Genomic DNA, 20,335 nt, shown 5'->3' with positions numbered 1-20,335 from the left:
TGCCGCTATCGCGGCTCCCTGACGGTTTGCTTTATAATCCTACCACTGCGATTCGCCAGTCTCTGGGTCGTACATTTCGTGGAAGATTTTGTGGCGGTTGGCGATCAATTCGTCGATGCTCGGCGAGTTGCTCATGGCTCGGGAAATTGCCAGCTTCATCGCTTCGTAGTTGGTGCGGTACAAATCTTTGCGGTCCAGCTCCGGGTTTTCCGCGCAGGAGGGGTCTATCCAGATCATGGCGATGATGCACAACTCGTTGGCTTGCAGGCGCGGAATAACGCCGTCGGCAACACTATCGATCACCGCATCGGCTACCGCGGACTGTACCGGGCCGCCCAACAAGTTAACGTAAGCCGAGGATTTGATCGTGACTTTCGGCACCATGATGGTGGCCGGGCGCACTTGTTGGTTAGTGGCGCGGATCGCAAACATGCGCGTGTGGCCTGCGGTCTGGCCCATCAGATTGGCAAAAGCATGACCGGCCGGGCCTTTGACGTCGCCAATCAGAATTTCCGGCATGGCGTCGGTGCCTTGGCCTTCGCTGGAAAATACGGTGGCTTCGCCGGTTCTAAACCAATAAGAGTCTGACATGGTGCGTCCTCGGAGTATGTTGAGAAAGGCCGCATTCTATGCCCGAGCTGGGATTGCGGCAATAGGCGGGCTATCCGGCTTAGGGTTTAGATGGGCGGCCAACCACCTCTGTTTATTTGGGACGGAGTGCTATTGCGGCATGCGATCCCGATACATTCAGGAGAGGCTGGAGGATTGTGAGAACGCACAGTGAATCCAGTGTAGCCGCTGGTCTTCCGCCTTCGCGGGAGCGCGGCTATTTAAGGCCCGAGTGAATAAACTCCCGCGGCGCTATGCCTGCAAGGTTTTTACCGCACTACGCAACAACTGCAAACATTGGCGATTGCCGGCCAGGTCCAGCGCGCTGAAATCGTCCTGCGTAGTCAGTAGCGGATCGGCGCCGGCTTCCAGCAATTGCCTGACCACGGCGTGCTTACCGCTGGAAGATGCATAAGTTAGCGCGCTGGCGCCACTAGGGTTTTGATAATTAATATCGATGCCAGCCTCTAGCAACAAGCTGATGCACTCGCCCGCTTCGGCAAAACATGCGGCCCAAAGCGCGTTGTTGCCGTACGCGTCCAGTGCCGTAAGATCTGCACCTTGCGCCAACAGATAGGCCAGCACATCGCTCCGGCCTTGTTGGGCGGACAGAATCAATGGGTGTTTGCCGTGAGGATTGAGGCCTAATTGAAAGCCGTTTTCCAGCAGCCAGGCGTCTATTTTGGGCGTAAGAGGCATACAGATCAGACCACAGAGGGGCGGTGGAGTAAGGATAAATGGCCGACACCGGCGGTTTTCAATTTGTCGGCCAACTCGTGACGGGCTGGTTCGCCTTTGCCGCGCAGATATTTCAATTCGCTGCCGGTCAGCAAGGTGATGGCAACCAGTTTTATCTCGCCGCCTGCTAGCGTTAGGGGTTTGCCGGGTTGGCTATTAGCGCCCAATAAGGCGCCAATTTGGCCGCGGCCATCCTTGATGTGGTCGATAGCGAATTCCATCGATAGCAGTTCGCCGTTCAACAGCCGTTCGCTTAAACGCGGAAAGCCGGCCAGGGTGTGGCTGACTTCGGCAGTTAGCGGAAATAACCAGGTGTCTGCGAGTTTGCTGAGCGGTACATCGGCGGCGGCACCGGAATCCGGGCTTTCGATAAATACTTCCAGGCCCAGGCCGGTTTCCGGTCTGTCACGTTCCACCCAGGGGTCGGATAAACCATCCGAGATCACGCAAGCGTTCTGGCTATGCCGAGCCGCCAGCCAGGCCGCGCCAGCTGGCCATTCCGGCCCGTCGCTCATCGGCCCCATCAGCGAGGTCAGCGCCGCCAATTTAGAACCCAGGTGTTCCTGCAGCGCTTGGTGGCGAGATTCGGTCGCCATCCGCAGGCGATCCGCATAGGTTAGGCCGACGATGTGTTCAGTCTGCGGCATGCCTTGCCTCCATCGTCAAAGCTTCCCAGCGCTCCCTTGCGGTAAAGCTGACTTCTTCGTCGATGTCGTCGAACATCTGTTTAAGCAGTTCCGGCTCGGCGCGCAACGCCACTTCGTAACGTACGGTCCAGTCCTCATCCTTGCTCATCATGGCTAGATCATCAACCTCCATGCGTTGCGCGACGATACGTCGAATATTCACTTCCTGGTCATCGGCCATCAAGCCCAAGCTCACGCTGGGTATGCGTTCCGCGACGGTGCGGCGCACTTCGTTGTCCGGATCGGCGACTAAACGAAACAGGCGGCCTTTAGGCAAGCGCTTGGCAACGTATGTGCGTACCAAGTAATCCGGATCATTGACCATTAATTCGAGCTGGCTTTCCGGTAGGCGATCAGCGACGGTGACCCTGACTTCTCTATCGCTGTCTTGGCTTAATTCCAGCAGCCATTCCACCGGTACGCGGTAGGCCAGCACCCTGCGCACGGCTTCGTCCGGGTCGGTGAGTAAGGGGCGTAAATGATTGGTCGGCAAATATTGGGCTGCAATCGCGCGCCGTTCCCAGAAAGGGTCTTGGGTGTAATTTAACGCGTAGACAGGATGAGCTTTGAAAAACCGGTCGATTTGTCGGCCGCTTTCCGCTACCACGCAGCGATCACCCGGTTTGCAGGTGCCTGTGGCCAGTAAGGTATCCCGGTAAGCGCAGTGGGAGCAGTCGGCTAAGGGGGTTAGATCAAAATGATCTTGTTCTGCTAAGGATGAGGCCGACATCTAGGCGGCCTCCGCCAAGACCGGCAACAACTGCGGCGTCACTTGCGCCAGCCAGACTCTGATGCGCTCGTCAGTCAAATGCGGTTGGCCGCGCTGATCCAATACCAGACCGACGAATTGATCGTCTATCACCGAGTCGGAATGTTCGAAGGTGTAACCTTCCGTGCTCCAGCGGCCGATCATTTCGGCGCCGTAGCCGTAAAACACCCGATAAAGCTGGATCAGGGAGCTGGCGAAGCGCGAGGCGTAGCGTTCTTGATGGCCCAAGCCGAATAGCGCGATGCGTTTGTCGGAAAGGTCGGCGCCATCCAGGGTAGGTACAAACTCTTGCCAGCTGCGCTCCTGGCATCCGGCACCCAAACCAGGCAAGTCCCCTATGCCGTAGCTGGGGGTGCCCAAAATCAGCGCGTCGTACTGTAATAGTTCTTCGGGTTTAACTCGATTGATGTTTTTGGGTTTGTCGGCCAGCTCTTCGCCTAACAAACTGAAAATCTTTTTTGCCACTAGCCGGGTGCTGCCGGTATCCGTTCCGAAAAAAATGCCGATTTTGCTCATAAATCACCTGTGATCGAGAGTGCGGGATAAGGCTTGTGCAGCCGTTTTAAACTTCTCAGCAAATTTTGATCCAGATTCAAAAATTACCGGCGTATCTGATTTTTTGTTTTATATCAGTTAGATAGGTGTTTCTGCCGTATTTTTCAGTTGAGGTCTGTGCAGGCATGTCTACAATTGCAAGACCGATGGGGTGATTTGTGACACAGCGGCCCGCGTTACCCGTTAGATTTAGGTTTGTCATAAAACGGGATTATTAAACCGGCCCTATTTGGCTCTGATGTTCGGTTCGGGCTGAGCTCGTCGCAGCTCAAGCTGGCGTGCCCTTCGACAAGGTCCTTACTCTAAAGGACATAAAGGCGAACGCTATTTAAGGGCCGGGTTAATAGCTAAACGCCTGTTTTAGTGCAAGCTGATTACGTGGTTATTTTGAATCCAGCCAAGTACATTCATTACCGTAATAAATATTCAAGGACGCCTTATGGCAATTCTGCGCTGTAACAATTGTGCCTATTTACGTGAAGTGCCGAACGAGCATGTGGGCAAAACGGTTAAGTGTCCGGTTTGCGAACAAGCATCGGCAATTCACGATACCGTCGTTTTTGTGAAGAAACTGATCGATAAATACGGTGTGTTATTGGGTAAATATCGGGAGTTAGAGCAGGCGGCGAGCCCCGGTACGGAAGTTCTGCGATCCGATACGCGCTTGCTTAAAGTCGAAGAGGTGGATTTGCATAATACTGCGGTGATGACCAATAGCATGCAGTACAAGCCTATTATCAGCTGGTTCGAGCGGAAGAATGTTCAGGTCGAAGTAAATCATAACGCCTTGGATACGCAAGGTTTTTATGATGAGGTGGCGGTTGAATTGGGCGATAACTTCCCGGTGTTGCAGGATGTACTGGATAGAATTAGAAAAGCCCAAAGAAATAACTACGCATCGGTCGTTTTGAATTTAAACGATTACAGTCAAAATCAAATTAAAACCATTACCGGCTTTTGTAAAAACCTGTACGAATTCTCTTTTGTTGCCAAGTATTTTTATAATAAAAATGAAAAGAGAGTCCATTTGACGTTACAGAGTATGTCGGCCATTGTCGGATTTTTTAATGGTGAATGGTTGGAGTGGTATGTGTTTATGAAATTGCTGAAACACTTCTACGAAAGTAAAGGACTTTTCTCTTGCTTAAGAAACTTTAATATTCAGTTTGCGAACGAAGATAAATATGAAGTGGATGTGTTTTTTCTAATTAACGGGCGTATACCGGTATTTATAGAGTGTAAATCCGGAGAATTTCGTTCCTTTATCGAAAAGTACTGCAAAATGCGGCGTAGGCTGGATATTGCTAAGGAAAACTTTCTGTTACTGGTCCTGGGTGTTAGTGATGAGCAGGTGTCGGGGTTGACCAAAATGTACGATATTACCTTCGTCAATGAAGCCGGCTTTATCAAGCATATTGCTGGTCTGGTAACGTAATGATTTATACCGCTTTATTCGTATGGTAATTTGGCTATTTTTGGCTGTTTCGGTGCGATTTTGTAAATCTATGGTACGATAAAAATGCTTTGACCAAGCAGCCTGATTAAAATGTACAGTCTTAAATTTGTAATTTTAATGTGGCAATAAAAAACACTTATATATCAATTGGTAGGATTTGTATGAACACAGTAAAAAAAACCTTGGCTTCATTTTTAGTGATCGCCGCAGCATTAGTTTCCACATCAGCTAATGCAAACAGTGCTGGCGACGCCAAAGTTCGTGCAGCCGGTGAAGCGACCGTTGCCAAAGTAGAAGAAGCTGTAAGTTTGTTGGAAAAAGGCGACAAAGAAGGCACTTTGAAAGCACTGGGCGACGTTCGCCAGTCGCAAAAAGAGTTCCGTTATGAGCAAACCGAGCGTTTGCGTCAAAGAGCTGGTGACAAATTGAAAGTTGCTCGCGATGAGATCGAAAAAGGCGACGCCAATGCCTCAGCAAGTTTGAAAGCGACTCTGGAACTTTACAAAGAAATGATGAAAGTTTATAGCGCCGCTCACTAAGGACGCATCTAATCAATTCAGTCTGGATTGATTAACGGCTGCCACCGGAAGACGTGTTTTCTCGGTGGCTCCCAACTAAACTGTTTTCGATGTTAATGCCTGCCTGGCATACTTCCCTTACTCCCCCCCGTTGTCGATCTTTCAAAGCTTACAATCGGCAAACAACCTTTCGAACTCCTGAGCCGGTAATGGCTTTGCGAACAAATAACCCTGTCCGAAATCGCAACCTGCCGCAGTAAGCAAATCCCGTTGGCTTGAGGTTTCTATGCCTTCGGCAATCACTTTTATGCCCAATTTGTGAGCCATCACGATGATCGCCTCGCATAAGGCCATGTCGTCGGAGCCGATCGCCAGATTGCGGACGAAGCTCTGATCTATTTTCAGATAATCGATGTCGAATTTTTTCAGATAAGACAGCGAGGAATAGCCGGTGCCGAAATCATCCAGCGACACCTGAATGCCGGCGTCGCGGAACGACAACAGCTGCTCGGCCACGCTGCTATTGGCATCCAGTAGCAGGCCTTCGGTAATTTCGATGACGACGCTTTGCCCGGAAAGACTCAGCGCCTCCAGCCTTTCGAGCCAATCGCGATGGCTTTCGCGCTCATTCCGAAACTGGACCGGCGATTTATTAATACTGATCTGGAATTTTTCGTGTATCGATTGCCGCCAGCGGCTGGTTTGTTCGGCGGCTTCCTGAAAAATCCAATTACCGATACTGCTGATCAAACCGGTTTCTTCGGCAATCGGAATAAAATCCGCTGGATTGATCAGGCCGCGTGTTGGATGTTGCCAGCGGATCAGTGCTTCCGCTTTGCGCACAGTATTAGTAGCCAGTTCGACGATGGGTTGGTAACACAAATAAAACTGCTGCCCGGCCAGAGCCTGTCTTAGGTCGTTGCTGAGCCGCAGCCGGGCCTGCGCGGATTCCTGCATGGTGGGGATGAAAAAACAATACTGATTCCGGCCCTGGCGCTTGGCGGCATACATGGCCTGGTCCGCATGTTTTAACAGGGATTTCAGGTTGTCGGCGTCATCCGGGAAAAAAGCGATGCCGATACTGGTGGAAATATAGGCAATTTCGTTACCCAGCTGAAAACACTCCGTCATTTTTTGCAACAGGTTGCCGGCTATGCGCTCGGCGTTGCCGGGGTCGCCGACATCGCTCAGGATCACAGTAAACTCGTCGCCGCCCAGGCGGGCTACGGTATCGGTCTCCCGCACGCTGGCTAAAATACGGTGGGCGGCGATTTGCAGCAGCTCGTCGCCCATGTCGTGTCCCAGGGTGTCGTTCACTTCCTTGAATAAGTCCAGGTCGATAAACAACAGAGCCAGACGCTTATGTTCCTGGTGGGCCTTTTTGATGTCCTGGCTCAGCCGGTCGTAAAACATGCGCCGATTCGGCAATTGGGTTAATGGGTCGAAATTGGCTTGTTGCCAGATCACGCCTTCGGTTTTTTTCTTTACGGTAATATCGGAAAACAAAGCCACCCGCCGCTGCATGGTCTGCTGCGCATCAAAGATGGTGTTGACGGTTAACCACTTGGCATATAACTCGCCGTTTTTACGCTTGTCCCAGATTTCGCCCTGCCAACTGCCCTTGCTTTGAATGGCTTGCCACATGGCTTCGCTGTGGTTGCTGCTGTTTAGAATGCCAATGTGCTTACCGACCACTTCATCGGATTGGTAGCCGGTAATGGTGGTGAAGGCGGCGTTGACGGTCAGGATGCGATCATCCGAGTCTGCCAACAACATGGCTTCGCTGCTGTTTTGATAAATCAGCGCGGCCTGTTGCAGGGCTTCTTCGATGCGCTTACGTTCGCTAATGTCCCGAGCGATAGCCAGGTTATAACCGACGTTGGCGTATTCGAAATAATTGGCCACCACTTCCACCGGAAACAATCTGCCATCTTTGGTTTTGTGGATGGTTTCCAACTTGTTCGAGCGCTTAATTTTCAGCTCCTCCCAATGCGCGGCCCAGACTTGGCGCGGAAAGCAAGGGTCTACATCAAACACGCTCAACCGCAACAGCTCTTGATGGCTATAGCCCAAAGCCTTGCAGGATTGGTTGTTGACATAAATGAAGCTGGCATTCTCGGTAATCAAATAAGCGCTGTCATGCATTTGATCCATGCCAAAGCTTAATTGGGCTAAACGCCTGCGCGAGGTTTTTTGCTCGGTAATGTCCCGAAAACTCCAGACCCGGCCCGCCGGTTGGCCATCCAGATATTGTGGTTGGCAATAGCTTTCGATAAAGCGGCCGTCCTTAAACTCCAGTTCGCTGGCGTAACGTTGCTTGGGGTATTTATAAATCTCTTCGATTCGGTTTAGGAAGGCGGTTCGGTCTTTTAGGAGTTTCAGGGCATAACTCAGCGATTTTTCATCGTCGCCTATCTTTAAAGAACCTGCCGGGATGCCCCAAATCCGCATGAATTGAGGATTGAAGGTGGCGATTTTGCCGAACAGATCGACTACCAATATAGCGTCGGTACTGGAGTCGAGTGCGGCTTGAAGGATTGATAGCGATTTTTGCAAACTGACTTGTTTCTGCTTGGACTGGACCATGACTTGGCTATACTGCTAGTAGGTAACTCTAGCAAAGGCTTATTAAAAGGTTGATTTATAAGCCTAGCCGATTCCGACAGTGCCGTACTATTTTATGCCGATCAATACCCAATGCTTATTGACCGGCAAAGTAATGCATCGCCCCCAGTAAGGGCGTGCGTGGGTTCAAAGCCAACTTAACCGATAGTTTGGTGAGCATGGGTTGAAACCGGCCTTTGGCGACAAAAGCCTGGATAAATTCCCCAGATTCCAAAACCGATCTGATTTTCGGGCCAATACCGCCGCCGATGAAGACGCCGCCGGTGGCAAAGGCTTTTAAAGCCAAATTGCCGGCTTCCGCGCCGTAAAGTTCCGCGAACAAGCGCACGGTTTCGCGGCACAAGGGATCTTCGCCGTCCACACCCAGGCGGGAAATCAGCGCGTTGCGATCAACGCCGCGGGTTTCGCCGGCCGGGGGAACCGCGGGGCAGGGAGGAGCGAAGCGGATGTGCGCCAGAAAATCGTAGATATTGCTGAAGCCGATACCGGACAGCACCCGTTCGCAGCTGACATGCGCAGGATAACGGTCGCGCAGATAAATCAAAAGTTGGTCTTGTTGCGGGTTTTGCGGGGCAAAATCGCAATGACCGCCCTCGGTGGCAATCGGATTATACTGTTCGCCGTCCCAATGCAATATGGCTTCGCCCAAGCCGGTGCCAGCGGCGATTACGGCAATATTGCCGGTTTGCGGCTCGGCGTCGGGATTTAGCTCGATGAAGTCTTGGTCTCGCAGGTGCAGCATGCCAATTGCCATGGCTTCCAGATCGTTCAACAATTTCACGCGTTCGGTGCCCAAGCGGAGTTTGAGTTGTTCGCCGTCCACCAGCCAGGGCAAATTCGTTGTCTGGCAGCGTTGATTGACCACCGGGCCGGCGATGCCGAAACAAGCTGACGACACCGGCGGATTGTCGCTCAGGAACAGATCCAGAATTTCCTCAAACGTTTGAAATTCCCCGCTGGCAAAGGTTTGTTCCTGCAAACAGCTCAGCGTGCCGTCGGCTTGTCTGTCGAGTAAGGCCAGAACCGTTTTGGTTCCGCCAATGTCGCCGGCTAGAATCATATGCGTCCTCATGAGGTTGGGGTGGCGTTGTTGAGCAAGTGGATCAAAGCATCGAGTATCGCGTTGGCCAGCGCATGCGGCGGCAGTTGGTAAAACGCTTGCCAAGCCAGCGATACGCATTCTTCGTAATGATCGCGGTAGTGCGGATGCTGTTGCAGCCAACTTATTCTGACCGCGTGGCCGATCAAAATATCCGTAACCAAAGTGTCATCAATGTATAAATCGGGATAATCGCGGACGATGGATGCTAGAGCGCGCAAGGCTTCCACGCTCAATTGCCGATACACCGGCGCTTGAATTTTATTCAGAATATGGTTGATATGCAGCCTGAAGCTTTGTTCGCCAGCGGTCATTTGCGCCAGCATGATCTCGCTGTCGATCCGGCGTTTACTATTGTATTTTTCACCGACCATCAAGCCCTTGCAATGGTGCAGCAAGTCCCAGACGCCGGCGAAGAAGGCTTCGTTCTCACGGCCGACGCTGCCTTGCTGTTCGCGCCAGGCATACCAATCGTCGGCGTCGCCGCGGTCTTTTGGATTCATCGATTCCGGAAAACGCGCGGCTGCAAGGTCACGCTGTGGGCCTTCGCAGTGCAGGGTTTCGACTTGACCCAACTGGTTTTCGCTGTTGTTGTAATCTTCTAAAGTCTCTTGCAATAAGTCCGCGACTTGATGCGGTGGCAGGGACAAAATATCGCTAAACGCCTGATCCAACGAACTGCTGCTCAGACGCTTTTGTCGGGCGATAATCAATTGCAGGATGTGGCCGACGCGAATAGTGTGCATGTCGGCGAACAGTTCCGGCTTTAACTTGATCAGCATCCCCAGGTAGATAATCAATTCCTGCACGATGATCTGCTGGCTGCTGTCGTTAGGGTTAAAGGTGCGGATGGTATCCAGGATTTGCCAGGAATCGGTCGGACGGCGCAAGGTGGCTTTGCCGCTGTAAGCACGGCCCACGGTCAGGCCATGCTGGCGCACCAGAATCTCGGTGGCGGCTTGCTCCAGGTTAATGTCATATTTGCCCAGCAAGCTGGCGCAACGCCGTACCACATACCAGGCGTGGCGGTCGCCGGCGCGGGCATAGACTTCTTCCAATAAGTCGCGCACGCGTCCTGGCTGGTTATCATCGTTGCGTAAGCCGGTGTCGTAATCCAGTCCGTGGCGTTGGCAGAGCAAGGTGAGGGCTTCTAACTGGGCGTAGAGGTTGGGGTTGTTGCGCAGTTGCTCGACTAATTGGCTGTCGTCACCGATTTCCCACTCGGTTAACACGAAACTGTCCAAGGCTTGCGGGGCTTGGTCGGCATAAGCCAGTGAATTGGCAAAAGGGCGCTCGACGTCTTCCCAACTGGCTTGGGAAAAACAAAAACCGTGCAGGTTACCGATTTTTTCGTGGCTGGCCGTTTGCACAAAATCGGTCAATAGCCCCAGCTTAACCGGCGTGCCTTGCACATTGCCTTGGCTGAGTTGTTCAATAAACCCCAGCAACACTTGCCGGTCTTCATTGCCGAGCATGTTGTGCTTGATGTTGATCACCAACAGCGGTTGAGCGGGGTTGTCCCAGTGACGGATGATGTACGCCATTTCAGTACGCAGTCGCTGAATCAGCAACTGGTTGTCCATCGCAATATAGAACCCTTTTTGGTTCATAAATTGCGGCAAAAACAATAAAGGCTCGCCGGCCAATACATAGAGCTTGGAGGTGGCCAGAGTGCGCAATTGCCGCAGCGGCCTACCGCTGAGGCCAATGCGGTCGTTGCGGCCGACTTGGGTGTAGGCGTCGGCCAATTCGCTGGCGTCGCGGACTTGAATCGGCGCAATCTCGGTCAAGGTTTGCGAGGGAATGCCGCGCTCGCGCAATTCGCTTTGCACCTGTTCGTCTTCGGCTAACAAGGCAATCTGCAGCGTAGAGTCGGGATACAGGCGAGTAGCCTTGTAGCGCCCCAGCGGGTCGATGTCGTCCATGCTGATCAAGCCGTCTTGCAGCAAGCCACCCAATATATAAAGGCTCTGCGCCCAGACCAGCGGTACGTTTTCGTTGGCGATGCGCGTCTGACTATGCGGGTGGCGTTTTTCGGCGGCGATGGCACTTTCCGGCACGATGTAAAGTTCGGGCAGCAACCATTGGCCGTTTTGTTCGACCAGCAAGTCTTCCAGGCGGCGGCGATAATCGCCAACCCCTTCGCTATCGCCGGCAAACAGTTTATTCAGTAATAAGTAGCAGAAAAACAGTGGCCATTCGCACTCGATGTCCATGAATTGCTTCAACTCATTGGGTTCGTAATGCAGGCGCTGATGGTCTTCGATAACAGTTTGGTGGCCGTCCAGCAGGAAGCGTTTGCAGCCGTAGCGCCCTTGCAGTTTATCGACGATTAAAGCCTCGGTACGCTCGCGCAGCGCTTTATTGTCCACCGCGAAGGCCGGAAAACCGGTGACGCTGAGTACTGCCGAATCGACTTCCTTGGAGATGGATTCGCGCGGCAGCAGGGCTTCCAGAGTAATCCGGGTGCGGGCGATGTCGTCGCTGATCACATGGATGATCGCGGTCTGGCCGCCGTCCTTACCGAACAAATTACAGCCGGACATCGCTTCCAGCGCAGCCTTGGCCATGCCTATCGAGCTGGCGTTCAATTCCGCCAGACCGTGATTCATCTTATTGCCCCGCTCCCAGATGCCATAGTCCGGCGTACGGTAAGCCCGGCTGACGTAATGCACCAGGTTTTGCACGAAATTGACTTCGTCGATGCTGAACACAATCCGCAAACCGGAGGCGGTCATTTGCGCCAGCATCAACAAGAACAAGGACGTGGCGTCGAGCTGTAAATGGCCCCATTCGCTGTCGCCCACCACCACTTCGCCGCTGCTGGTTTTGTATTTGGCGTGCAGCGCGTCCAGCGGGTCCTGGCTGTGCTTGAATTTTTCCACTTTTGCCGCTTGCCGCATCATCGCCGTCAGCAGGCCGCGCATCAATTTGACGACACTTTGTTCCAATAGATAGGTGCGCTCCTGCTGCCCCTCTACTTTGCGGTACGCCAGCCCCAGGCCCCAGGCCGCCAAAATGCTGTAGACATTGTCCCTTACCCAGGCGTCGGTGTAATTGCCGTGGGTGGTGACGGCGGTACTGGCCGGCAGCAGGCCGCTGATCCAATCCTGGCGTTTCAGGATAATGTCGTGAACTTGCTGATAATACTGGTCGAGCGTCTCGGTTTGACTGGTCGGCATCATGTATTTAGTGGATTGTGATGTGGCGTTTAAAGAATTGGGCACTCAAGCCTTGGGCAAGGTTACTCCGGTTTGGCCTTGATATTTACCGCCGCGATCTCGATAAGAGGTTTCGCAGACTTCGTCGCCGCCGAAAAACAGCATCTGGGCGACGCCTTCGTTGGCGTAGATTTTTGCCGGTAACGGGGTGGTGTTGGAAAACTCTAAAGTCACATGGCCTTCCCATTCCGGCTCCAGCGGGGTGACGTTGACGATAATGCCGCAGCGGGCATAGGTCGATTTGCCCAAACAGATGACGAGCACATCGCGCGGAATCCGGAAAAATTCCACGGTGCGCGCCAGGGCAAACGAATTGGGCGGAATAATGCAGACGTCGGATTTCACGTCCACGAAACTTCCTTCGTCAAAATCTTTCGGATCGACGATGGTGGAATTGATGTTGGTGAAGATTTTAAACTCGTTGGAGCAGCGCACGTCGTAGCCGTAACTGGAGGTGCCGTAGGAAATGATGCGGCCTTGCGCGGATTCACGGACTTGCCCGGCCTGAAACGGCTCGATCATGCCGTGTTGCTCGGACATGCGGCGTATCCATTTGTCTGATTTTATGCTCATGTTGCTGATTGGGTAGGGAAAAATAACAGAGGCTTCAAAATAGCATATTAGGCGGGAAAAATCGCTAATTGCCTTGCCGAAAGGCGCTAATTTGTTGAGGTTTGGCGGTTGCTGTGCTGGGTTATGCTGTAAGAAGCAGTATGAGCTAGGTCAGGTTGCCGAACAAGTGGTTACGAGACACGCTTAAATTGATGTGGAGCGCGGACGCGCGTCCTGCTCTATAAGGAGCAGGTGATTATTTTTCTAAATTAGAAAAAACTTATTTACAAAATAAGGCGACCGGTCGCATAATGCACTCCATGGCGAAATTGGCACCCAAACAGATCAAAAAAGACAAACTCCTGGAGCAGGGCGTCAGCTTGCTACTGGAAAAAGGCTATCACGCCACTGGCTTGAAAGAGATCTTGGATACGGTGCAAATCCCGAAAGGCTCGTTTTACAGTTATTTCGGCAGCAAAGAGCAATTCGCCGCCGAGGCGATACACCATTACATCGAGCCGTTTATCCTGCGCTTGTCTGGCCATTTGCAAGACCCGGAACTGGATGGTTTGGCGGCTTTGAAAGCCTACTACACCGGCTTGATCGGTGAAGTGGCGATAAGTGGTTTCAAAGGCGGTTGCTTGTTGGGCAATTTGATGGGCGAGATTGGCGATACCAGTCCCTTATGCCGCGATGCTTTGTTGGATGCCGTCGGTCGCTACAGTGCCTTGCAGCAAGTGGCGTTGGAGCGCGGTCAAAGGCAAGGCTCGGTGCGGTTGGATCGCTCCGCGAAAAGCATGGCGGATTTGATGCTGAACGGCTGGCAGGGTGCGTTGCTGCGGATGAAAGTCGAGCAATCGGTGGAGCCGTTACAGGCGGTTTGCCGGGATTTGTTGGATGATTATTTTCGGGCTTGAAATAAAACGTGATCTTTCATTGTCGATGTTTTTTGAATTTGAAATAAGCCAATATTTCACTCGGAATCTTGGTTAAAACCAAATGAATAATTCTTCTGAAGATGTATACGAAGGTTTTGATCTTTCTAAGGATGAAGTTGAACATTTTAAGAATAATCACCCAGGCTTATGCAATGTCGATTTATCTCGTGTAAGTCAGTTTTTGCTGATTCAGTTAGCCGCAATTCAAAAGCATAGGATTTATAACTCGTTTGCAATTACTGAAGTAATACAAGAACTTGAAGGTGTCGGTCGTGGTTGTCAACAGCGTATCGAGTCTTTTAAATATTTACCTCTAAAGGGTCTTTGGAAGGCCCATTTTCATCATGCAAGCTTCATTGTGAAAAATATTTACAATCATTGGGGGCTGGGTTTCGAAAATAGTCCAAAATTCAACTCGTTGTTTGAGCGAGTTACATTTGAGGAAGAGAGATCTCCGTCGAATCTTGGTTGGCCGGGGCGTCTTGCTCACGAGATGGTAATTGGCGCATATAAGGAAAGAACAGATAGGAAGGGATTGGCGGGGCTCACCGGAGAATGGATCATTTTCGCAAAGTATAGGCATCAAAACTATTATCTATGCATATCGCGGCATACTTCCGGTCAAGAGGATCATGAATTATTCGATTTTGTTAAATTGCTCTTTGAACATGAATATCCGTTTTTACTTGAAGAAGTGAGCAGGCGGGACTGAATGCAAGGAAACCCAGAATTGGCAAGCGCCTAGCTGGGTTTCGCTTTCGCTCTACCCAGTCTACGAATCGAAATAACCGCTGCCCAAGTAGGCAGCATTTTTTAACGCCGGCAAATTAGACGACCGGTCATTTATTAGGAGGTCATCATGCCCAAATATCTTATCGAACGAGACATTCCCGGTGCTGGCAAACTGACGCCAGCCGAGCTGCAAGGCATTTCGCAAAAATCCTGCGGCGTGCTGCGCAATATGGGGCCGCAGATTCAATGGTTGCACAGCTATGTTACCGGCGACAAAATCTATTGCGTCTACATCGCCGACAGCGAACAAGCGATTCGCGAGCATGCCGCACAAGGCGGGTTTCCTGCCAATCGGATCGAACAAATTACCAGCATCATCGATCCGACTACGGGCGATTAAGCATTTCATGGTTCCCACGCTCCGGCGTTGGAACCGAGCCAGGGACGCTCCTGCGTCCCGAACCGCTAGAGCGGTTCAACATGCATTCCCGCGCTGGAGCGTGGGAACAATAACAACAACCAGGGGAGAGAACTCATGACATTCAAACTAAGCACCTTCACCACCGCGCTATTGCTCGGCACCGCTAGCTTGTCGGCCAGTGCCGATGAAACCTGCGCTTCGCCATATATGGCGAAAATTACTGGCCAGGAAGATTTTGTGTACATCTGGACCTTGGGCGCGGAAGGCGTCGGCGATGAGCAGGACAAGCTGGTCACCGTCGACGTCAATCCCAAATCCAAACAATACGGCAAGGTGATCGGCAGTTTGTCGGTGGGTGGCCGTAACGAAGCCCACCATTCCGACTTTACCGACGACCGTAAATTTCTGTGGGCCGGCGGCTTGGATACCAACAAGATTTTCATCTTCGACGTGGCCACCGATCCCGCCAAGCCTAAGTTGAGCAAAACTATCACTGATTTCGTCGCCAAAAGCGGCGGCGTGGTGGGCCCGCACAGCTTGTACGCCTTGCCTGGGCGAATGATCATCACCGGTTTGTCCAACAACAAAGACCACGGCGGCCGCACCGCGATTGTGGAATACAGCAACGCCGGCGATTACATCGCCACCTACTGGCTGCCGACCGACAGCAACCTGGAAGGCGCGATCAAATCCGGCAAATATGCCGACGGCTATAACTACGACGTACGAGTATTGCCGCGCAAAAACCTGATGCTGACTTCGTCGTTTACCGGCTGGTCGAATTACATGATGGACTTCGGAAAAATGCTGGCCGACCCGGAAGCGATGAAACGCTTCGGCAACACCGTGGTGCAATGGGATTTACACAGCCGTCAACCGAAAAAAGTCTTCGACGTACCCGGCGCGCCTCTGGAAATCCGTTGCGCCTGGGCGGAAGACCACAACTACTGCTTCACCAGCACCGCGTTGACTTCGAAAATCTGGCTGATACATCAAGACGACAAAGGCGAATGGCAAGCTAAAGATGTTGCCGACATCGGCGAACCGGCCAAAATCCCGTTGCCGGTGGACATCTCCATCTCCAGCGACGATAAAACCTTGTGGGTGAATACCTTCATGGATGGCATGACCCGCCGCTTCGACATCAGCGATCCGTTCCACCCGAAGCAAGTGTTCGAGCAAAAAATCGGCGCGCAAGTGAATATGGTGTCCTCAAGCTGGGACGGCAAGCGCTTGTATTACACCTCGTCGCTGCTGGCCAATTGGGACAAGAAGGGGGCGGATAACGAGCAATTCTTCAAAGCCTATAGCTGGGATGGCAGCAAGTTGACCGAGCAGTTCTCGATTGATTTTACAAAAGAGAAGTTGGGTAGGGCGCATCAAATGCGGTTTGGGGCTTATTCTTTGTATGGGGGTTCGCCTAAATAACTTTCGTGTTCGGGGTAACTTCCGGGGTTGTCGTATTTGTGTCGCTGTCGCGACGGCTTGATTTAAAGTCGGGTCTCGGCCCGACAGCCGAGATACTTTCTTTTGCTTGGCCAAAAGAAAGTATCCAAAGAAAAGGCGGCCCGGATGCCGCTTTGATCCTGCGCTCCGAAGCTTTTATCGAGGGTCGGCAGAAGGGGCTTCCCAGCCCCTCCGCCGACGTGCGGCATCCCTGCCGCACCCCTTCGGGCTGATCTCGATAAAAGCTTCGGTGCTCGGCGCGGCATACGGGACGAAAACCTCACCCAGAGATTGGAAGGTGACTGCGAAATTTGATTTTAAAGGTGGCGGTAGAAGTAGGGTACGCATCGCGTACCATCTTGAATTCATTGCTTGTTCAAAGCCTAAAAAGGTACGCGGTGCGTACCCTACATAACTGTACCCACTCTACCTAACTTTAATGGAATGCCATGAAACACTTAGTTCTCACATTTATCTGCATATTCTTCTCTGCAAGCTTGTTTGCCCAATCAGTCAAGGCCGAAGATCTAGAGAAACTTTGTACCGCCAGCTCAGAAGCTGAGCGTACGTCCTGTTTGCTGATTGTGAAGGTTTATATGGATGGATTCATCGAAGGTGTCGGGAAGGGGGCAACGGATACATACAAGTATGATCCACAGATTTCAGCCTTGGTGAAAGATGTCAAAATGAAAGATATGGCTCCTAGAGTAAATAAGGTCATAGAGCTCGCTACTTGCATACAGCGCGTATCTGTCAAAGATATGGCCGATACATATGTTGAATTCGTACGTAGAAACCCTTCAATACGGGATAAGCACTATCGCGAGGCAATGACGCGTTCTATTCTGACATCCTACTGTCAAAGTTAGTTTGTATTCTGATGTCGTTACTAAATACTGCCACTGAAGCGCTCGTGGATGTTAACAATGCGTTTCGTTACCTAGAATTTGCGATTCGCCTCATGTGTTACTGCGAGTCTGGTCATCTGGAACTGAAGGATTTTGATGCCGATGTATCCATTTTATTCGAGCGAGAAAACGTCGGCTTTCCTTCGGGATCATTTTCAGACATCGAAGCAGTTATTACTCCTGCGCAAGCCCTAGTCGGTATGGCTTTCGGCGCGTCTGCGATGGTACTGGACGCCGCATTCGAAGTGGCTGGATTCAAAAACAATCCGAATTCTCGGCAACCGAATGATGAATTGCGTACGCTGGTTTATATGGTCAGATGTGCGTTTGCGCACAATCCAGCGCTACCTCTGTGGGAGGTGCGAGGGGCGCAATATGCACGAATGATCTCGATTAAAGTTAGCGGCACAGTAATTGAAATTGATCTTAGTTCTCTTCATGGGCTGCCATTCGAGTATGACCATATCGGTGGCTTTGCAAGTTGGTTGAGAATTCGTGCTGCATCGGAGGTACTTATTCGTCAAGGCTATAGCAAGTAACCTCGATGGAGCGAAGTAGAATCGAGGATAATCGAAGCTATCTTCCCCTCGATTCCGTTTCACTGCATCGAGGCTACTTTATTTACGTAAAAACAAAGTGTCCTTCAAATTTCGGGATGGTTTTTCTCCCGTATGCCGCGCTGAGCACCGGAGCTTTTGAACGGATCAGCCCGTAGGGGTGCGGCATGGATGCCGCACGTTGACGAAGGGGCAGGAAGCCCCTTTCGGCAACCCCGTTCAAAAGCTTCGGCGCGCAGGGAATAAGCGGCGTCCGGGGGGGGCTTTTTCTTTGGATACTTTCTTTTGGCCAAGCACAAATTCGCCTGGAGCGAATTTGAACAGCCGATAGGCTGGCCCGCAGGGCGAAAACCAGGGATGGTTTTCGTAGCGAAAGTATCGCGGTTGTCGGTCCGCGAACCGACATTAAAATAAGCCGTCGCGTCAGCGACACCTATCCCAAATAAACAACAATCATGAAACTTCCTTATCGCCTCAGTCTACTTTGTCTGAAAGCGGACGCTGGAGCGTCTGCAGCGGCATTCCCACGCTGGAGCATGGGAATGATAGCGTTACTGTGCTTTCTCCTTAACCTGATAACGCCTATAAGCCAAGCTCAAGAAACCAAACCCTTAGCCCCCGGCTACACCGCATTGCCATTTGAACCCGCAAAACCCGGCACCTACGCCCTACCCATCATCACCAAAGCCGCCAACGGCGAAGTAATAACTACCAACAACCAACCCAAACACCTCCACGACTTAATGGGCGACAAACTGGTATTGCTCAGCTTTATTTACGCCGCCTGCAGTGACGTCAACGGCTGCCCGTTGGCGACCCAGGTGTTGCACAAAATCAGTAGGCAATTGCAAAAACAGCCGGAATTGGCGGACAAACTCAGGTTGTTGACGCTGAGCTTTAACCCCACGCAAGACACCCCGGAAATGATGCGCCATTACGGCGAGGGTTTTAAAACCGGCGATTTCGATTGGCAATTTCTGACCACCAAAGACGAGGCCAGCTTGCAGCCCATTCTCGACGGTTATCAGCAAAACGTACAAAAAGTCTACGACGATAAAGGCCAGTTCACCGGCACGTTTTCGCATTTGTTGCGGGTGTATTTGATCGATAAAGACAAGAACGTCCGCAATATCTATAGCGTGGATTTTCTGCATGCCGACACGCTGATCAATGATGTAAAGACCTTGCTGGCCGATGCCAAGCCGCAAGTCGCGCCCTCCACTGTGCCGGCGGATGTGTTGTTCCAGCCCGGTGACAATAAGCAAAATTATCAGCAAGTCGATTACCAAACCCGCTCCCTGGCACTGGCACAGCGCCAGGGCCAGCCGGCAAAGTTGATCGACTTTGCGCTAAAGCCGCCACTGGGTTTGCCGAAGTTGCCAGTTTCCAAAGACAATCCACTGACGCCCGCCAAAATCGAATTGGGCCGCAAGTTGTTTTTCGACCGCCGGCTGTCGCTGAACAATACTTTTTCTTGTGCCATCTGCCATATCCCGGAACAAGGCTTTAGTAATAACGAAATGACCACGGCGGTGGGTATTGAAGGGCGTAGCGTGCGGCGTAATAGTCCGTCGTTGTATAACGTCGGCTACGCGCAGTTGTTGTTTCACGATGGCCGCGAAAACAGTCTGGAGCAACAAGCCTGGGGACCGCTGCTGGCGCATAATGAAATGGGGAATCCGTCAATTGGTTATGTGGTGGACAAGCTAAAAGCCAGTGCCGATTATCGCGGGTTGTTTGAAAAATCCTTTAACAAAGGGCCGACGATGGAAACCATCGGTCAGGCCTTGGCTAGTTATCAGCGCACATTAAATTCTGCTGATTCGCCGTTCGACCGCTGGTATTTCGGTAAACAAAAAGCGGCGATTAGTGAAGCGGCCCGGCGGGGTTTTGCTTTGTTTACCGGTAAAGCCGCTTGCAGCACTTGTCATAGCATCGGCGAAAAAACTGCCTTGTTCACCGATCAAAAACGCCATAACACCGGGGTTGGCTATGCCGAATCCATGCAAAAGTCGCCGGAAAAACAACGGGTGCAAGTGGCGCCGGGCGTGTTTGTGGTTGTGAATAGCGAGCATCTGAAAGGTGTGAATACCGAGAAGCCCGGCGACTTGGGCTATTACGAAATCAGTCAAAACCCCGCTGACCGCTGGGCTTACAAAACTCCTTCGTTGCGTAACGTCGCGCTCAGCGCGCCTTATATGCATAACGGTTCTTTACCGACTTTGGCCGAGGTGGTGAAGTTTTATAATCAAGGCGGTGCGGCAAATGAAAATTTGTCGCCCTTACTCAAACCGCTGGGCTTGTCTGACCGGGAAAGCGACGACCTGGTGGCGTTTTTGGAAGCGCTGAGCGGCGGCAATGTAGGCGCGTTAGTTTCCGATGCCTTTGTCGCGCCGGTTGGCGATAGTGGCGTGACGGCGCGGCCGATGTCGGACCCTGGCAAGGGACGATAGCTCGGGGATTGGCCGGCTTTTTTTGTCACAAAACGGTAATATAGCGCTGCTA

18 protein-coding genes are annotated in these 20,335 nt (G+C 51.9%); 9 read left to right on the top strand and 9 right to left on the bottom strand.

Annotation, left to right across the window (positions count from 1 at the left end; translation table 11 throughout):
• Nucleotides 1-39 precede the first annotated feature (39 nt).
• The 5 genes from fae to EBB_RS00550 all read right to left on the bottom strand — a co-directional run bounded on the left by fae (nucleotide 40) and on the right by EBB_RS00550 (nucleotide 3,318).
• The gene (gene fae, locus EBB_RS00570) at nucleotides 40-591 is read right to left on the bottom strand and encodes a formaldehyde-activating enzyme (protein ID WP_171696673.1); all 552 of its coding nucleotides are present in this window, start codon (nucleotides 589-591) and stop codon (nucleotides 40-42) included.
• Between the two features lie 270 nt (nucleotides 592-861).
• Entirely contained in the window at nucleotides 862-1,308 is a 447-nt protein-coding gene (locus tag EBB_RS00565) for an ankyrin repeat domain-containing protein (RefSeq protein ID WP_192392004.1), read from the bottom strand.
• Nucleotides 1,309-1,313: 5 nt separating this feature from the next.
• Complete coding sequence (locus tag EBB_RS00560; RefSeq protein ID WP_192392003.1) at nucleotides 1,314-1,994, bottom strand: hypothetical protein; 681 nt, start codon at nucleotides 1,992-1,994, stop codon at nucleotides 1,314-1,316.
• Nucleotides 1,981-2,763 (bottom strand): 4Fe4S-binding leucine-rich repeat protein, encoded by a 783-nt coding sequence (locus EBB_RS00555; RefSeq protein ID WP_192392002.1) that lies wholly within the window; start codon nucleotides 2,761-2,763, stop codon nucleotides 1,981-1,983. Before EBB_RS00555 ends, EBB_RS00560 begins: the two co-directional genes overlap by 14 nt.
• Nucleotides 2,764-3,318 (bottom strand): flavodoxin, encoded by a 555-nt coding sequence (locus EBB_RS00550; protein WP_192392001.1) that lies wholly within the window; start codon nucleotides 3,316-3,318, stop codon nucleotides 2,764-2,766.
• Nucleotides 3,319-3,796: 478 nt separating this feature from the next.
• On the opposite strand from EBB_RS00550, the gene EBB_RS00545 reads away from it, so the two are divergent.
• A complete protein-coding gene (locus EBB_RS00545) occupies nucleotides 3,797-4,792 on the top strand; it encodes a hypothetical protein (RefSeq protein WP_192392000.1) in 996 nt (331 codons plus the stop codon).
• A 182-nt stretch (nucleotides 4,793-4,974) separates the two neighbouring features.
• Nucleotides 4,975-5,352, top strand: a complete 378-nt coding sequence (locus EBB_RS00540) for a hypothetical protein (protein ID WP_020484595.1) — start codon at nucleotides 4,975-4,977, stop codon at nucleotides 5,350-5,352.
• 141 nt (nucleotides 5,353-5,493) lie between these two features.
• Here EBB_RS00540 and EBB_RS00535 read toward each other — a convergent pair whose 3' ends face one another.
• The 4 genes from EBB_RS00535 to dcd form a co-directional block, all read right to left on the bottom strand.
• Entirely contained in the window at nucleotides 5,494-7,917 is a 2,424-nt protein-coding gene (locus EBB_RS00535) for a sensor domain-containing protein (RefSeq protein WP_192391999.1), read from the bottom strand.
• Between the two features lie 115 nt (nucleotides 7,918-8,032).
• Nucleotides 8,033-9,016, bottom strand: a complete 984-nt coding sequence (gene glk, locus EBB_RS00530) for a glucokinase (RefSeq protein WP_192391998.1) — start codon at nucleotides 9,014-9,016, stop codon at nucleotides 8,033-8,035.
• Between the two features lie 8 nt (nucleotides 9,017-9,024).
• Nucleotides 9,025-12,240, bottom strand: a complete 3,216-nt coding sequence (locus EBB_RS00525; protein ID WP_192391997.1) for a phosphorylase b kinase regulatory subunit alpha/beta — start codon at nucleotides 12,238-12,240, stop codon at nucleotides 9,025-9,027.
• A 42-nt stretch (nucleotides 12,241-12,282) separates the two neighbouring features.
• On the bottom strand, nucleotides 12,283-12,849 hold the full coding sequence (dcd, locus tag EBB_RS00520; RefSeq protein ID WP_062328840.1) for a dCTP deaminase: 567 nt from the start codon (nucleotides 12,847-12,849) through the stop codon (nucleotides 12,283-12,285).
• 299 nt (nucleotides 12,850-13,148) lie between these two features.
• Between dcd and EBB_RS00515 the strand changes: the two genes are divergently transcribed.
• The 7 genes from EBB_RS00515 to EBB_RS00485 all read left to right on the top strand — a co-directional run bounded on the left by EBB_RS00515 (nucleotide 13,149) and on the right by EBB_RS00485 (nucleotide 20,283).
• Nucleotides 13,149-13,745, top strand: a complete 597-nt coding sequence (locus tag EBB_RS00515; protein WP_192391996.1) for a TetR/AcrR family transcriptional regulator — start codon at nucleotides 13,149-13,151, stop codon at nucleotides 13,743-13,745.
• Between the two features lie 82 nt (nucleotides 13,746-13,827).
• Nucleotides 13,828-14,478, top strand: a complete 651-nt coding sequence (locus tag EBB_RS00510; protein WP_192391995.1) for a hypothetical protein — start codon at nucleotides 13,828-13,830, stop codon at nucleotides 14,476-14,478.
• Between the two features lie 147 nt (nucleotides 14,479-14,625).
• The gene (locus EBB_RS00505; RefSeq protein WP_192391994.1) at nucleotides 14,626-14,898 is read left to right on the top strand and encodes a DUF4242 domain-containing protein; all 273 of its coding nucleotides are present in this window, start codon (nucleotides 14,626-14,628) and stop codon (nucleotides 14,896-14,898) included.
• 135 nt (nucleotides 14,899-15,033) lie between these two features.
• Nucleotides 15,034-16,347 carry a methanethiol oxidase gene (mtoX, locus tag EBB_RS00500; RefSeq protein WP_192391993.1) on the top strand — a complete coding sequence of 438 codons (1,314 nt, stop codon included), beginning with the start codon at nucleotides 15,034-15,036 and terminating at the stop codon, nucleotides 16,345-16,347.
• A gap of 467 nt (nucleotides 16,348-16,814) precedes the next feature.
• Nucleotides 16,815-17,234, top strand: coding sequence for a hypothetical protein (locus tag EBB_RS00495; RefSeq protein WP_192391992.1), 420 nt, complete (start codon nucleotides 16,815-16,817; stop codon nucleotides 17,232-17,234).
• A gap of 11 nt (nucleotides 17,235-17,245) precedes the next feature.
• Nucleotides 17,246-17,812, top strand: coding sequence for a hypothetical protein (locus EBB_RS00490; RefSeq protein WP_192391991.1), 567 nt, complete (start codon nucleotides 17,246-17,248; stop codon nucleotides 17,810-17,812).
• Between the two features lie 554 nt (nucleotides 17,813-18,366).
• Nucleotides 18,367-20,283 (top strand): cytochrome c peroxidase, encoded by a 1,917-nt coding sequence (locus EBB_RS00485; protein WP_192393492.1) that lies wholly within the window; start codon nucleotides 18,367-18,369, stop codon nucleotides 20,281-20,283.
• Nucleotides 20,284-20,335: the final 52 nt, after the last annotated feature.

This window comes from Methylomonas fluvii, from assembly GCF_014850975.1.
GTDB lineage: Bacteria > Pseudomonadota > Gammaproteobacteria > Methylococcales > Methylomonadaceae > Methylomonas > Methylomonas fluvii.
Note: the sequence above shows the minus strand (reverse complement) of the source record. Positions and strands in the feature narration are given on the sequence as shown.